Below are 14,428 nucleotides of genomic sequence, written 5' to 3'. Positions count from 1 at the left end.
AGGCTTTTTTCACGAATTGATTACTCTTTGTTAGCTTGTTCTTGTTCTTGTTCTTTTTCTTCCTGAATGACTACTTTTCGTGAAAGATTCACTCGACCTTGTCTGTCGATTTCAATTACCTTTACAAATAGTTCATCATCCAATTTTAATACATCTTCTACTTCTTTCGTACGTGCTTCCTGAATCTCAGAAATATGAAGTAAGCCGTCTTTGCCCGGGAAGATTTCCAAGAATGCACCGAACTTCTCAATACGCTTAACTTTCGCCAAGTAGTACTCGCCTACTTTTGCTTCACGCACAATATTTTCGATCATATTCTTAGCTTTTTCATTCATTTCAGAGTTTGGCGACGAAATATAAATCGTTCCATCTTGCTCTGTATCGATTTTCACTTGAGTTTCTTCAATAATTTTATTAATGACTTTTCCACCTGGTCCGATCACATCACGAATCTTATCGGGTTTGATATGGATGACTATAATCTTCGGTGCGTACTCAGATAATTCTTCACGAGTTGAAGATATTGTCGTCAACATATGATCAAGAATTTTGATACGACCAATTTTCGCTTGCTCAAGAGATTCTTCCAAAATCTGACGGGATAAACCATCAATTTTGATATCCATTTGAAGAGCAGTAATACCATTATTAGTACCTGCTACTTTAAAGTCCATATCGCCTAAATGGTCTTCCATTCCTTGAATATCTGACAGAATGGAATAGTCTTCTTCTTTTTTGATCAATCCCATAGCAATTCCAGCTACAGGTGCTTTGAGTGGTACACCAGCGTCCATCATAGCCATTGTAGAGGCACAAATTGATGCTTGTGAAGAGGAACCATTAGACTCCAATACTTCTGCAACTAGACGCATTGTGTAAGGGAATTCCACTTCATCGGGAAGCATAGGCTGTAATGCCCGCTCTCCCAATGCACCGTGACCAATTTCACGACGACCTGGACCACGAATCGGACCTGTTTCACCGACACTAAAGTTCGGGAAATTATAATGATGCATGAAGCGCTTAGACTCATCTGAACCTAGACCATCAATAATCTGATTTTCACCAAGCGCCCCTAATGTACATACACTTAGTACTTGTGTTTGTCCACGTGTGAATAATGCAGAACCATGAGTGCGAGGTAAGATCCCAGTTTCGGATGATAGTGGACGAATTTCGTCAAGCGAACGACCATCTGGACGAACTTTGTCGACTGTAATTAGACGACGTACTTCATCTTTCACCATTTGCTCAAGAACCGCTTTCACTTGCTTGATAGTCTCTTCGTCAGCTTCTGTGTAATGCTCAAGTACAGCTGCCTTCACTTCATTGATCGCTTCCTCACGTGCATGCTTTTCTTCAGTTTGGATTGCTGTCATTAGTTCGTTTTCACAACGATCTTTTACTTCTTTACTGATGTCTGCATCCAATGTGAACAATTCGATTTCGAACTTTGGTTTGCCAATTTCAGCTACAATTTTCTCTTGGAATTCGACTAATTTCTTAATTTGATCGTGACCAAACATAATTGCTTCTAACATGATCTCTTCAGAAACTTCTTTAGCTCCTGCTTCGACCATATTGATTGCATGTTTTGTTCCCGCAACGACTAAATCAAGTTCTGATGTTTCAAGCTGACTCGGTGTAGGATTGATGATGAATTCTCCATCTATACGACCTATTTGAACGCCTGCGATTGGTCCATCAAATGGAATATCTGAGATAGATAAAGCCAAAGAAGAACCAATCATAGCTGAAATTTCAGATGAACAATCCTGATCCACTGACATAACAAGTGAAATTACTTGGACGTCGTTACGGAAGCCTTCAGGGAATAATGGTCTTATCGGACGGTCAATCAACCGACTAGTCAATACTGCATTTTCTGAAGGACGTCCTTCGCGCTTGATAAATCCTCCTGGGATTTTACCAACCGAGTACATGCGTTCTTCATAATTCACTGTAAGTGGGAAGAAATCTAGAGGTTTTGGTTTCTTAGAAGCTGTTACCGTGGAAAGTACTGTTGTTTCGCCATAGCGAACGAGCACCGCACCGTTAGCTTGCTTTGCAAGTTGGCCGGCTTCGATTGTAAGCGTACGTCCTGCCCAATCGAGTGTATAAACTTTTTTCTGTTCTGACATTGTAGAACTCCTCTCTATTGTAAAACTGTATACATCCTTGTATGTAATTATTCATAGTGTATCAAACGTGATACATATATGCGAAATATTTCATCTTAATTCCATAGAAAAAAGCGGGCAAAGCCCGCTTCTCAGTCTTATTAACGGCGTAAGCCAAGTGATGCAATAAGATCACGGTAACGTTGAACGTTAGTTTCACGTAGATATCTCAATAGACGACGACGTGTACCAACCATTTTGTACAAACCACGACGTGAGTGGTGATCTTTCTTGTGAGTACGTAAGTGGCTGTTCAGGTTATTGATCTCTTCAGTAAGGATAGCAATCTGAACATCAGCAGATCCAGTATCATTTTCATGAGTCTTGAATTCGTTAATCAATTCAGCTTTGCGCTCTTGTGTAATAGCCATCCTTTTCACCTCCTAAATAAAAGTATCCCCGTCCCCCGAGCAAACGTTGGTGACTCGTGTTGCCAAGAAGAGGTTCGTGTAATGAACACTATTGTATCATATCACGGCATTATGTCAGTTGCAACAACCAACTAGTCGGTTAATAAGTCCTTTGCCGTTTGCTTATCTTTTCCAATTTGCATTTTTAATGCATCAAGTGAATCGAATTTTTGTTCCGAACGTATACGGTACAACCATTCAATTGCCATTTTTTGTCCGTACAGATCCATATTGACGTCCAGCAGATGTACTTCAGCTGTAGGAATTCGATGTTCTGGATCATGAAAGGTTGGCTTTACACCCATATTGCAGACACCGCGGTACCATGTATCTCCTATCAGGCAACGCACGGCATACACACCACTAGCGGGAACTACATGTTCTTCGGCAGTTTGGATATTAGCTGTAGGGAAACCTAACTGACGTCCCCGTTTTTCTCCATGTATTACTTCACCCATTGTACGGAATGGACGACCGAGAAGTACCGCTGCCGCTTCTACATCACCATTAGATAATAGTTGGCGAATTTCCGTGGAAGATACTTTGTTGTCTTGATTGAAAGTCACTTTAGAAATGACTGTTGTCCCAAACTCACCTTCCGATAGCTCCTGCATATCTTTCATCGTCCCAGAACCCTTTGAACCAAATGTAAAATCGAAGCCGGCCGTAACATGTTTAACACCAAGTCCTTTGATAAAGATATCGATAAATCTTTGCGGTGAAAGACTAGCCAATTCCCAATCAAAACTGACGATGAATAGAGTATCCACACCAAGAGATTCAAGCACCCTGATTTTTTCTTCAATCGGTGTAATATATCCAACATTTTTTCCTGAAAACAACTGTGATGGATGGGGGTCGAACGTCATGACAGCTGTCTCGATCGATAAATCATCTGCAACTTTTTTAGCACTGCGAATGACTTCCTGATGTCCTTTATGTACACCATCAAAAAATCCAATAGCTAACGAAGAAGCAAGATGTTGTCGAATATTTATCGAATCCGGATACCGTAATCTATAGATTTTCATTTCTATCTCTCCTTACTCACTAGCTAGCAGCATTTTTTCCGGTTTCATTAAACCGGGCTTTGTTGGATGTTTTTGATAGATTGCCAACACACGACCTTCGAACATCATCATGATAGAAGGGTGATCAGTTAGCAGTGGTACTGCGGGAAGCACTTGACCATTTCGTATAGATTCCAATGATGCTGCATCGATTTCAAGTTGTGGAAAATCAGTCAATACATCTTCGATAGGACGCAAAATTGTCTGTAATTGATCTAACTCCATCACTTGTGCTACTTCTTCGAGAGTTTTACAATGTGATTCGTCAAAATTACCTGAAATAGTTCGGACTAAGGAATCCATATGTGCTGGATATCCAAGCAGTTCGCCAATTTGCACAGCTAACGTTCGGATATAAGTTCCTTTACCACAACGTACTCTAATGGAAAACATTACTTCTTCGCCACTAAAAAGTTGATCTTCATTCAATAAATCCATTTGATAGATCTGCACTTTACGAACAGGACGTTCTACATCAATGCCTTTCCTCGCATATTCATACAGACGTCTGCCGTTTACTTTTACCGCTGAATACATAGGTGGGATTTGAGTGATTTCACCTGTTAGTTGCTCTAATGCTTCTACAATTTGATTCCTGGTGAATTCTTTTTGTGTTAAATCACTTATTACAGTCTCGCCTTGCGCGTCTTCTGTTTCCGTTGAGCGCCCTATAGATACGGTTGCGATATACTCTTTACCTGCATCTGTAATATATGAAGCGACTTTTGTGGCTCTTCCTATACATATAGGCAAGACACCTTCTACTTCAGGATCCAACGTGCCTGTATGTCCGACTTTTTTTGTCCGTAATATCTTTCGTAACTTAAAGACACAGTCATGCGACGTCATACCTTTCTCTTTCCATAAAGGTAGAATACCGTTCATCTTACCCCTTCTTCCTAAATTCATTCAGAAAAACTTGCTCTATGTAAGAAGGGAGGAAGTCATGCCGCCTAAGCGACTATGAACTTCCTCCTCGTGTTTATTGTTCATTTTCGTCTTTTACTTTGCGGATCAAACTTTCAATCCGATTACCGTAAGCGACTGATTCATCGATTTCGAATTCAATTTCGGGTGTTTTGCGAAGGCGGATTCTCTGACCAATTTCTGATCGAATGAAACCTTTTGCTTTGGAAAGCCCAAGTAACGAATCTTCCTTTTCTTTATCTGTTCCTAGAACAGAAATAAAGATTTTCGCTTGTTGTAAATCTCCAGTTACATCAACACCGGTCACCGTCACAAATCCGATACGTGGATCTTTCAGTTTTTGGCCGATAATATCGCCCAATTCCTTCTTCATTTGCTCTGCTATACGATTAGCACGCACTGACATGGCAATTCACCTCGTTCTTTGCTCATAAGTAGTCAACTGTACACGTAGTCATTTCCCAATCAGGATTGGATTCAAACAGACGAATCGCACGTCTCACTTCCCGTTCCGCGGCGTCTTTGGAAGATGCCACGGCAACTAATGCGAATGTAGTACGTTGCCATAGATCTTGATGATCGATTTCTGCAACCGATACATTATAGGAGTTTTTCACCCGATCCCTCATCCTATTCAAAACAGCTCGCTTTTCTTTTAAAGAAGCCGCTGCTGGGATGTAGAAAGAACATTCCGCGTAAACAATCATACTCTTTTAATTTCTTCCATAACGTACGCTTCGATGATATCTCCTTCTTTGACATCATTGAATTTTTTAATTGTAATACCACATTCATAGCCTTTTGCAACTTCTTTTGCATCATCTTTGAAACGCTTCAATGTATCCAATTCGCCTTCAAAGACTACAATGTTATCGCGCAAAACACGAACGCCAGCATCTCTAGTGATTTTGCCATCGATTACATAGCTTCCTGCAATCGTTCCGATCTTAGATACTTTAAATGTTTCACGAACTTCTGCCTGACCTATTACTTTCTCTTCATACTCCGGATCAAGTAGGCCTGTCATAGCTGATTCGATTTCTTCAATTACTTTATAAATAACACGGTGCAGACGAATATCTACGCCTTCTGCTTCAGCGGCACGTTTTGCATTGGTATCAGGACGTACGTTAAATCCAATAACGATCGCGTTAGATGCAGCTGCCAAAGATATATCGGACTCATTGATCGCCCCTGCGCCAGTGTGGATAATTTTTACATTAACGCCTTCTACTTCAATCTTCATTAGAGAAGCCGCCATTGCCTCAACCGCACCTTGTACGTCTGCTTTAACAATTAAGTTCAATTCTTTCATTTCGCCTTGTTTCATTTGATCAAACAAGTTATCGAGTGTTACACGTGTTTTCTCCACACGCTGTTCTTGAAGCGCTTCTCCAGCACGTGATTCAGCGATTTGACGAGCCGTTTTTTCATCCTTAAATACGACGAAACGGTCTCCTGCAAATGGAACATCACTCAACCCAGTAATTTCTACTGGTGTTGAAGGACCTGCCTCTTTTACGCGACGACCAAGGTCACTGACCATTGCACGAACACGGCCGTACGTATTCCCGACAACAATTGGATCTCCTACATGCAATGTACCATTTTGCACAAGCAAAGTAGCTACAGAACCTTTTCCTTTGTCGAGTTGCGCTTCAATTACAGTACCTCTAGCTCTAATGGAAGTATCAGCAGTAAATTCGCCTACTTCTGCAACTAATAGAACCATTTCGAGTAACTGATCAATTCCCTCACCTTTTAGTGCAGAAATTGGTACGAAAATCGTATCGCCGCCCCAGTCTTCTGCGACTAAACCGTGTTCAGTTAATTCCTGCATAACGCGGTCAGGATTTGCAGAAGGTTTATCCATTTTGTTAACTGCAACAATGATTGGAACTTCTGCTGCTTTTGCATGGTTGATCGCTTCAATTGTTTGTGGCATAACACCGTCATCGGCTGCTACAACTAAGATTGTCAAGTCCGTAACTTTCGCACCGCGCGCTCTCATCGTTGTGAAAGCTTCGTGGCCTGGTGTATCAAGGAATGTGATTTTCTTGTCGTTAGCTGTAATTTGGTATGCACCAATATGCTGAGTAATGCCACCTGCTTCACCTTGCGTTACTTTAGTGTTACGAATAGAGTCAAGCAACGTCGTTTTACCATGGTCAACGTGACCCATAATTGTGACAACTGGTGGTCTTTCTGTTAGTTCACCTTGTACTTCTTCTTCCTCTTCAGGATCTTCGAAGTAGATCTCCAAGTCTGTTACGTCAATGCGGATCTCTTCTTCTACTTCAACGTCGTATTCCGCACAAATCAACTCAATTGCATCTTTATCTAATTCTTGGTTAATGGTTGCCATTACACCAAGCATGAACAACTTTTTGATGATTTCAGAAGGTTCTTTACCTAATTTTTTAGCTAGCTCACCCACTGATAATGACTCATAAAAAGTAATTTTATCCGGTAATGGTATTTCAATCTTTTGTGCAGGTACCGCCGGACGGTATCTACGGCGACCTTGATTAATACCGCGTGCTGGTGGTCTACCACCGCGCCCCCCGCCTGGACGTCCGCCTCCGCCAGCTGGACGTGCTGAACCTGCACCCTGCTGACGTGGTGGTTGCGAGCTACCCGCTTTCGGTGCGGATGTAGATTGTCCTTGAGGACGAGTGGAAGCTGGACGGTTAGATCCGCCTTGGCTACTTGCAGGTCGGTTAGTACCTTGCGCGCCAGTTGGTTTATTTGTGTTGTTTGGACGATCTGTTCTCTGGTTTGCTGGTTTGCTCGCTGGCTTAACTGTAGCAGTTTTCGCCTCCGGCTTTTTAAGATCACCAAACTTCTCATCTAATTTTGCAATAGATACTGGATCCAGTTCTTCCATATGGCTCTTTATTACAATATTACTTTTACTTAATTCAGCAGCAATATCTCGACTTGTTTTGCCTATTGATCTGGCATATTCATGTACTTTCATTTTCGTCATTAGCCCACCTCCGATTATATTCATTGAGAAGCTCGGATAACTTTTTTGCGAATCCTTTATCTGTTAGTGCCAAAACGACTCGAGCTTCTTTTCCAATTGCATGCCCGAGTTCTTCACGGCTTCCAAATACATGCTTCTCAACGTTGTACGTATTACATTTATTCGTTAATTTTTTCATTGTGTTCTTTGATGCATCATCAGATAGGATAACCAGATGCGCTTCGCCTGCACGAACTGACTGTACGACTAAATCTTCACCCGTTACAATTTTACGTGCACGTGCCGCCATACCAAGCAATTGATAAATAGGTATCGAATCTTTTGTCATTTAATCGCCTCTCGACGAATTGCATGCAAAAGGTCTTCGTATACTTCTTCCGGTACTTTGACATTCAATTGATGTTCAATCGAGTGTTGCTTACGTGCTTTTTCTACGGCATCCTCCGTTTTGGAAACGTATGTACCGCGGCCTGACTTCTTTCCTGTCAAATCCACGGATACTTCGCCTTCTTTCGTACGGACAATTCGAATCATTTCTTTTTTAGGTAACATGTCACCAGTCGCTGCACATTTACGCAAAGGGATTTTTCGATTGTTCGCCATCAGCATGCAATCCTTTCCAAATCAATCTTCTTTGTCTTCATCTGCGTATAAATCAAAATCTTCAGCTGATTCAGCTGGCGTTTCATCTTCATACTCATAAGCTTCTAGGAACTCATCTGCACTACCATCTACCTCTTCTACTGGCACTGCAAGAGATTCCTCACGGGGATAGATCCCTAATTCTCTGGCATCCGTTTCACTTTTGATATCAATTTTCCAACCCGTTAATTTAGCAGCCAATCTTGCATTCTGGCCTCTTTTCCCGATTGCCAAGGAGAGTTGGTAATCTGGTACAACAACAGTAGTAGAACGCTCTTCTTCATTTACTTGTACATCAATAACTTTTGAAGGGCTTAAAGCATTTGCGACGAAGATGACCGGATCTTCAGACCACTCTACGATATCTACTTTTTCGCCATTCAATTCGTTCGAAATAGTTTGGACACGTGCTCCTCTTGAACCTACACAGGAACCTACTGGATCCACTTCTTCGTTTGTTGTATAGACAGAGATTTTTGAGCGATCGCCCGCTTCACGTGCAATCGATTTGATTTCTACTGTACCATCATATATTTCAGGCACTTCAAGTTCAAATAAACGCCGTAATAGACCTGGATGTGTTCTGGAAACAAAGACTTGAGGTCCACGTGCTGTTCTTTCTACTTTTGTAATGTATACTTTGATGCGATCGTGGGGTGCATATGATTCTGTTTGAATTTGTTCGCTTGACGGTAACACCGCTTCCACTTTCCCTAATCCAACGAATAGGTTTTTCGGATCCATACGCTCTACGATTCCGTTGACGATATCTTCTTCACGATCGATATACTCTTCATAGATCAAACCGCGTTCAGCTTCACGAACACGCTGGGTTACAACTTGCTTAGCAGTCTGGGCAGCAATTCGTCCAAAGTCACGCGGTGTGACTTCTTCCTCAACGACATCATGTAGTTCATATACTGGATTGATGAGTTGTGCATCTTCCAATGAAATTTGTAATCGCTCGTCTTCTACTTCTTCTACTACATCTTTACGTGAATAGACAGCCATTGTGCCTTTGTTTAAATTCAAGTCCACACGCACGTTTTGTGCTTGGTTAAAATTTCGTTTGTACGCTGTCACAAGCGCTGCTTCAATTGCATCGACTATTACGTCTCTTGAAATACCTTTTTGCTGTTCAAGAGCTGTCAGTGCGTCGAGTAGCTCACTACTCATGTTCATCACTCCTACATTCCAATTGTTGTTGCTCTTGGTTCCTCAGTCATTAGCGCAAGGCTAGACAGAGGTTGTTTTTCGCTTTAAAAATCAATTGCCAGTCGTGCGAATGCAATTTTTGTTTTGTCAATTTCCACTAGTACTTTTCTCGTCTTGATCCGTATTTCCACTTTTGCATGTTCCGGTCCGTACCCGAGTAAATACCCCTCGAATTCTTTCATTCCATCAATCGGTTCATACGTTTTGATGAACACGTATTGGCCCACGGATTTTTCAAAATCTTCATCTTTTTTCAAAGGTCTTTCCGCCCCGGGAGAAGACACTTCAAGGAAGTAATTTTGCGAAATCGGATCCACAACGTCTAGTTCCTCGCTAAGTTTATTACTAACTGCCGCACACTGATCTATGTCAATATTACCTTCAGGTGTATCGATGTAGACGCGTAAAAACCAATCGCGACCTTCTTTCAAGAACTCAACATCAACCAGTTCAAGACCCAATTCTTCAACGATCGGCCTTGCTAACTGTTCGACTTCCTCTATAATTTTACTCATATGGTATCCCTCCCGAAATTCAAAATAACAACAGAAAAGAGCGGGAAACCCCACTCTTTTCCGCAAGACGTATAGCAAAAGTTGTTTTAATCGTATCACAAGGCCATTTACAATGCAACTGAAGCAACCGCTGCAAGCCCATTAGAATAGGGATAGTTGGTTCGCTTCAGGCATCCCTTCCAAGCAACCGAGGTTATCCAAATACTCCACAACCGTTTTAGAAACTCGACCTCTCTTCTGGAAGTCTTCTTTCGATAAAAATTCACCGTCTTTTCTCGCCTCAACAATCGTCTTTGCAACGTTAGTTCCTAGTGAAGGAATCGAGTTAAATGGCGGAATCAGTTTATTGTCTTCAATAAGAAACTGTGTCGCATCCGATTTATAGAGATCAGGTTTCGCAAATGTAAATCCTCGTTCAACCATTTCCAACGCTATTTCCAAAACAACTACTAAGCTCTTCTCTTTCGGAAGTGCGTCCAATCCTTTGGCGTTGATCTCTTTAACTTTCGCTCGAATACTTGCAGAACCTTTACACATCGTCACCAAATCGAAGTCGGTCGCTCGAACGGTGAAGTACGTCGCATAATACATAATTGGATGATGCACTTTGAAGTATGCGATTCGTAGTGCCATTAATACATATGCTGCGGCGTGAGCTTTCGGGAACATGTACTTGATTTTTTTACACGATCCGATATACCAACCTGGAACTTTATTCTCTTTCATTGCTTCTTCAAATTCGGGAGTCAATCCTTTTCCTTTACGTACAGATTCCATAATCTTAAATGCAAGTGAAGGTTCAAGTCCCTGATAGATCAAATAAACCATAATATCGTCACGACAGCCAATCACTTCTGATAGCTGACAAGTTTTATTCTGGATTAATTCCTGTGCATTACCAAGCCAAACATCCGTACCGTGTGACAAACCGGATATCTGTATTAATTCAGAGAAAGTAGACGGCTTCGTTTCTTCTAACATTTGTCGCACAAATCGTGTTCCAAATTCCGGCACGCCAAGAGTTCCTGTTTTGCAATCAATTTGTTCTTCTGTTACGCCAAGAGAAGACGTACCACTAAACAATTCCATAACGCCTTTATCGTCGGGCGGAATAGTCATCGCATCGATGCCTGATAAATCTTCCAACATTTTAATCATCGTCGGATCATCATGCCCTAGAATATCTAATTTCAATAAATTATTATCGATGGAGTGGAAATCAAAGTGTGTTGTCTTCCAGCTTGATTCTAGATCATTCGCTGGGAATTGAATCGGTGTAAAATCAAAAATGTCCATTGTATCAGGCACTACAATAATCCCACCAGGGTGTTGTCCTGTATTTCGTTTCACGCCTGAGCACCCTTGTACAAGCCGGTCAATTTCCGCACCACGCATTTGGATATCGTTATCATTCATATACCCTCGAACATATCCATATGCAGTTTTTTCAGCTACTGTACCTATTGTTCCTGCACGAAACACATAATCTTCTCCGAACAGCTCTTTTGTATAGTTATGCGCATGCGCCTGATACTCACCACTGAAGTTCAAATCGATATCTGGAACCTTATCACCCGCGAACCCAAGGAAGGTTTCGAACGGGATATCCTGACCATCTTTTTTGAACATCGTCTGGCAATTTGGGCATGCTTTATCTGGCAAATCATATCCTGAACCAACTGAACCATCATCAAAAAATTCATATGTTTTACATGACGGACAAACATAATGTGGCGCCAACGGATTCACTTCAGTGATTTCCATCATGGTTGCAACAAATGAGGAGCCGACAGATCCCCGCGAACCAACTAGATAGCCATCGTCTAATGACTTTTTCACCAGCTTATGCGAAATTAGATAAATAACTGAGAAACCATTATCAATAATAGACGTTAATTCCTTTATGATTCGCGCTTCAACGATCTCTGGCAATGTTTCACCGTATATTTGATGTGCCATAGAATACGTCAGATCACGTACTTCGTCTTCCGCCCCTTCAATTGTAGGTGTATACAGGTCATCTTTAATTGGTTTCACATCACCAATACGTTCTACAATTTTCAATGGATTGTCTACTACAATCTCTTTTGCTACGTCTTCACCTAAAAACTCAAATTCTTTCAACATTTCGTCTGTCGTACGGAAGTGAACTTCAGGTAGCGAGTGTCGATTTAACGGATTTGCTCCACCTTGTGAACGAACAAGAACTTTCCGGTAGGTCGCATCCGTCTCATTTAAGTAATGCACATTCCCTGTTGCACAAACTGGCAATCCCGTTTTTTTACCAAGCTTGATCATCTTCCGCATAATATCCTCGAGGTTCCACTCATCTCGTATTAAATCGAGTTCGAGTAAATGCGAGTAGACGGGCTTTGGATGAAGTTCCAAATAGTCATAAAAGCTTGCGATTTCTTCTACTTCTTCCATCGGCTTTTGCATTAACCCTTCAAATACTTCACCTTTATCACAGCCTGAACCCACGATTATCCCTTTTCTATATTTCACAAGTAACGAACGCGGTATACGGGGCACGCGATAGAAAAAGTCCATATGCGAAATAGATACGAGCTTAAATAAGTTTTTCAGCCCTTCATCATCTGTCGCAAGTAAAGTACAATGTGAAGGTCGTGAGCGTTTATAAGCATCCCCTTCACCAATATTCTTATTTAGATCATCCAGCCACTTGATACCTTTTTCTTGTGTCTCGGATAGCAGGCGTAAAAACAGATACGCAGTAGCTTCTGTATCGTAAATGGCGCGGTGATGCTGTGTTAATTCAATATCGAATTTTTTAGCCAATGTGTTCAAACGGTGATTTCGCAGTTCGGGATAAAGGAAACGAGATAGCTCCAATGTATCGATGACCGGATAAGCAATTGTTTCTATTTTTGCGCGCTTGCATGAAGCATAAAAGAAACCCATATCAAACGAAGCATTATGTGCAATCAACACTGCATCCCCGATAAACTCTATAAACTCTGCCATTACGTCTTCAACTTCTGGTGCATTTTCTACCATGTCATCTGTAATACCCGTCAGATTCGTCGTCACGGACGACAACGGATGATGCGGATTGGCAAAGCGTTCAAACCGATCAATGATTTCTCCATCTTTCACTCGTACAGCTGCAAGCTCGATAATCGTGTCGTACACAGCTGACAAGCCTGTAGTCTCGACGTCAAATACAACGTACGTATCTGTTTCAAGCAGACGGTGTTGCTCTTCATAGACAATTGGAACACCGTCATCCACCAGATTGATTTCCAAGCCAAACAACACTTTAATACCATGTTTTTTACCGGCGTTATAAGCATCAGGGAAAGACTGAACGTTCGCATGATCAGTTATCGCAATCGCTGGATGTCCCCATTTAGCTGCTTGTGCCACTAATGCTGGCGCTGAAACGACTGCATCCATTTGACTCATGGATGTGTGCGCATGTAATTCCACACGTTTCTGTCCATCAGGCGCTTTGTCTATTCGTTCAATAGTGGGAATAACGGCAATATCTTGCGCCATCATGATTAAGTCACGTACGAATGTATCGTTCTGTATACCACCGCGAGCTCTTACCCACATACCCTTTTTAAAGGAATTCATAATTTCTGCATCTTCATTATCACGCGAAAACATTTTGACTAAGATTGAATCGGTGTAGTCTGTTACTTTCAGTGTCAATAATGAACGGCCACTTCGCAACTCTCGTACTTCCGCATCAAATACAAAACCTTCAATAATCAAACGTCTTTCTTCATCTTGTATTTCATGGATCGGAATAACTGGCTCGCCTGCTTTGATCGGTGTACCAAGAGATAATACTCTGTCAGAATCACCTTGCTCGCTTTTCATCGTTTCACGTTGTTGCAACTGATGGTACGCTTGCTTGGATAACAGGTCTTCTTCCTGCTGCTTTTGCGAAAGAAATTGCTGACGTTCTTCTTCTGCGTTATGGCATTCAACAATCGATACATCGAACATATACTTTGGAAAACCGAATTGCTGATAGAGTGACGATAATATATCCACATATTTATTTTTTAATGTTTGACACTCTAAATCGTTTGAGCAAGTAAGCAATAATTTCTCGCCGTGTATCTTAGGCTTTTGTTCCACTAAACATTGACGTATAGGAGGAGATATATCCGCTAGCTCATCTACGATTAGTGGCCAATAATCTATGATTAATTGTTCATTCACTTCATTTTTTCTAACTTCCATTTCAATATGGACATTCGCAATAGCTGCGAACGATTCATGAACACGTTGTTGCATAGTTTGGAATACTTCGATAGGTAACACTTCATCGAGTGTTATATTGAATTTCCACACTCTTGTTTTCTTCTGTATAGTTACACGATTTAACTCACCGTTTTGAAAATAGGTCATGAACTGATCATCTGTCAGTCCGGTCTGTTGCAGCAAAGTTAAAAACTTTTGAGCGGCATCCATCTAAATTTCCTCCATTCTATCGCGAAAAGAA

12 protein-coding genes are annotated in these 14,428 nt (G+C 41.4%); all 12 read right to left on the bottom strand.

Going from position 1 to position 14,428, the window contains the following annotated elements; translation table 11 throughout:
- Nucleotides 1–20: 20 nt before the first annotated feature.
- The 12 genes from pnp to CSV67_RS07385 all read right to left on the bottom strand — a co-directional run bounded on the left by pnp (nucleotide 21) and on the right by CSV67_RS07385 (nucleotide 14,397).
- Complete coding sequence (gene pnp / locus CSV67_RS07440; RefSeq protein WP_099630956.1) at nucleotides 21–2,141, bottom strand: polyribonucleotide nucleotidyltransferase; 2,121 nt, start codon at nucleotides 2,139–2,141, stop codon at nucleotides 21–23.
- Nucleotides 2,142–2,281: 140 nt separating this feature from the next.
- On the bottom strand, nucleotides 2,282–2,551 hold the full coding sequence (gene rpsO, locus CSV67_RS07435) for a 30S ribosomal protein S15 (RefSeq protein ID WP_083035469.1): 270 nt from the start codon (nucleotides 2,549–2,551) through the stop codon (nucleotides 2,282–2,284).
- Nucleotides 2,552–2,682: 131 nt separating this feature from the next.
- Complete coding sequence (gene ribF / locus CSV67_RS07430) at nucleotides 2,683–3,621, bottom strand: riboflavin biosynthesis protein RibF (RefSeq protein ID WP_099630955.1); 939 nt, start codon at nucleotides 3,619–3,621, stop codon at nucleotides 2,683–2,685.
- A 12-nt stretch (nucleotides 3,622–3,633) separates the two neighbouring features.
- Complete coding sequence (gene truB, locus CSV67_RS07425; protein WP_099630954.1) at nucleotides 3,634–4,545, bottom strand: tRNA pseudouridine(55) synthase TruB; 912 nt, start codon at nucleotides 4,543–4,545, stop codon at nucleotides 3,634–3,636.
- A gap of 97 nt (nucleotides 4,546–4,642) precedes the next feature.
- On the bottom strand, nucleotides 4,643–4,993 hold the full coding sequence (gene rbfA, locus CSV67_RS07420) for a 30S ribosome-binding factor RbfA (RefSeq protein ID WP_099630953.1): 351 nt from the start codon (nucleotides 4,991–4,993) through the stop codon (nucleotides 4,643–4,645).
- Between the two features lie 22 nt (nucleotides 4,994–5,015).
- Nucleotides 5,016–5,294 (bottom strand): DUF503 domain-containing protein, encoded by a 279-nt coding sequence (locus CSV67_RS07415; RefSeq protein WP_099630952.1) that lies wholly within the window; start codon nucleotides 5,292–5,294, stop codon nucleotides 5,016–5,018.
- Nucleotides 5,291–7,576, bottom strand: a complete 2,286-nt coding sequence (gene infB / locus CSV67_RS07410; RefSeq protein WP_099630951.1) for a translation initiation factor IF-2 — start codon at nucleotides 7,574–7,576, stop codon at nucleotides 5,291–5,293. Before infB ends, CSV67_RS07415 begins: the two co-directional genes overlap by 4 nt.
- Nucleotides 7,554–7,904 carry a YlxQ family RNA-binding protein gene (locus CSV67_RS07405; protein WP_099630950.1) on the bottom strand — a complete coding sequence of 117 codons (351 nt, stop codon included), beginning with the start codon at nucleotides 7,902–7,904 and terminating at the stop codon, nucleotides 7,554–7,556. The genes infB and CSV67_RS07405 overlap by 23 nt, the downstream gene beginning before the upstream one ends.
- Complete coding sequence (rnpM, locus tag CSV67_RS07400) at nucleotides 7,901–8,179, bottom strand: RNase P modulator RnpM (RefSeq protein ID WP_099631034.1); 279 nt, start codon at nucleotides 8,177–8,179, stop codon at nucleotides 7,901–7,903. Before rnpM ends, CSV67_RS07405 begins: the two co-directional genes overlap by 4 nt.
- Before the next feature lie 21 nt (nucleotides 8,180–8,200).
- Nucleotides 8,201–9,394, bottom strand: a complete 1,194-nt coding sequence (gene nusA / locus CSV67_RS07395; RefSeq protein ID WP_099630949.1) for a transcription termination factor NusA — start codon at nucleotides 9,392–9,394, stop codon at nucleotides 8,201–8,203.
- Between the two features lie 83 nt (nucleotides 9,395–9,477).
- Nucleotides 9,478–9,948, bottom strand: a complete 471-nt coding sequence (gene rimP / locus CSV67_RS07390) for a ribosome maturation factor RimP (protein WP_099630948.1) — start codon at nucleotides 9,946–9,948, stop codon at nucleotides 9,478–9,480.
- Between the two features lie 141 nt (nucleotides 9,949–10,089).
- Nucleotides 10,090–14,397, bottom strand: coding sequence for a PolC-type DNA polymerase III (locus tag CSV67_RS07385; protein WP_099630947.1), 4,308 nt, complete (start codon nucleotides 14,395–14,397; stop codon nucleotides 10,090–10,092).
- Between the last annotated feature and the right edge of the window lie 31 nt (nucleotides 14,398–14,428).

Source organism: Sporosarcina sp. P2, from assembly GCF_002743255.1.
GTDB lineage: Bacteria > Bacillota > Bacilli > Bacillales_A > Planococcaceae > Sporosarcina.
Note: the sequence above shows the minus strand (reverse complement) of the source record. Positions and strands in the feature narration are given on the sequence as shown.

What these genes read in the sequence shown, in the direction of transcription:
- pnp (WP_099630956.1), bottom strand. Translation starts at nt 2,141, where the DNA reads ATGTCAGAACAGAAAAAAGTTTATACACTCGATTGGGCAGGACGTACG.
- rpsO (WP_083035469.1), bottom strand. Translation starts at nt 2,551, where the DNA reads ATGGCTATTACACAAGAGCGCAAAGCTGAATTGATTAACGAATTCAAG.
- ribF (WP_099630955.1), bottom strand. Translation starts at nt 3,621, where the DNA reads ATGAAAATCTATAGATTACGGTATCCGGATTCGATAAATATTCGACAA.
- truB (WP_099630954.1), bottom strand. Translation starts at nt 4,545, where the DNA reads ATGAACGGTATTCTACCTTTATGGAAAGAGAAAGGTATGACGTCGCAT.
- rbfA (WP_099630953.1), bottom strand. Translation starts at nt 4,993, where the DNA reads ATGTCAGTGCGTGCTAATCGTATAGCAGAGCAAATGAAGAAGGAATTG.
- CSV67_RS07415 (WP_099630952.1), bottom strand. Translation starts at nt 5,294, where the DNA reads ATGATTGTTTACGCGGAATGTTCTTTCTACATCCCAGCAGCGGCTTCT.
- infB (WP_099630951.1), bottom strand. Translation starts at nt 7,576, where the DNA reads ATGACGAAAATGAAAGTACATGAATATGCCAGATCAATAGGCAAAACA.
- CSV67_RS07405 (WP_099630950.1), bottom strand. Translation starts at nt 7,904, where the DNA reads ATGACAAAAGATTCGATACCTATTTATCAATTGCTTGGTATGGCGGCA.
- rnpM (WP_099631034.1), bottom strand. Translation starts at nt 8,179, where the DNA reads ATGGCGAACAATCGAAAAATCCCTTTGCGTAAATGTGCAGCGACTGGT.
- nusA (WP_099630949.1), bottom strand. Translation starts at nt 9,394, where the DNA reads ATGAGTAGTGAGCTACTCGACGCACTGACAGCTCTTGAACAGCAAAAA.
- rimP (WP_099630948.1), bottom strand. Translation starts at nt 9,948, where the DNA reads ATGAGTAAAATTATAGAGGAAGTCGAACAGTTAGCAAGGCCGATCGTT.
- CSV67_RS07385 (WP_099630947.1), bottom strand. Translation starts at nt 14,397, where the DNA reads ATGGATGCCGCTCAAAAGTTTTTAACTTTGCTGCAACAGACCGGACTG.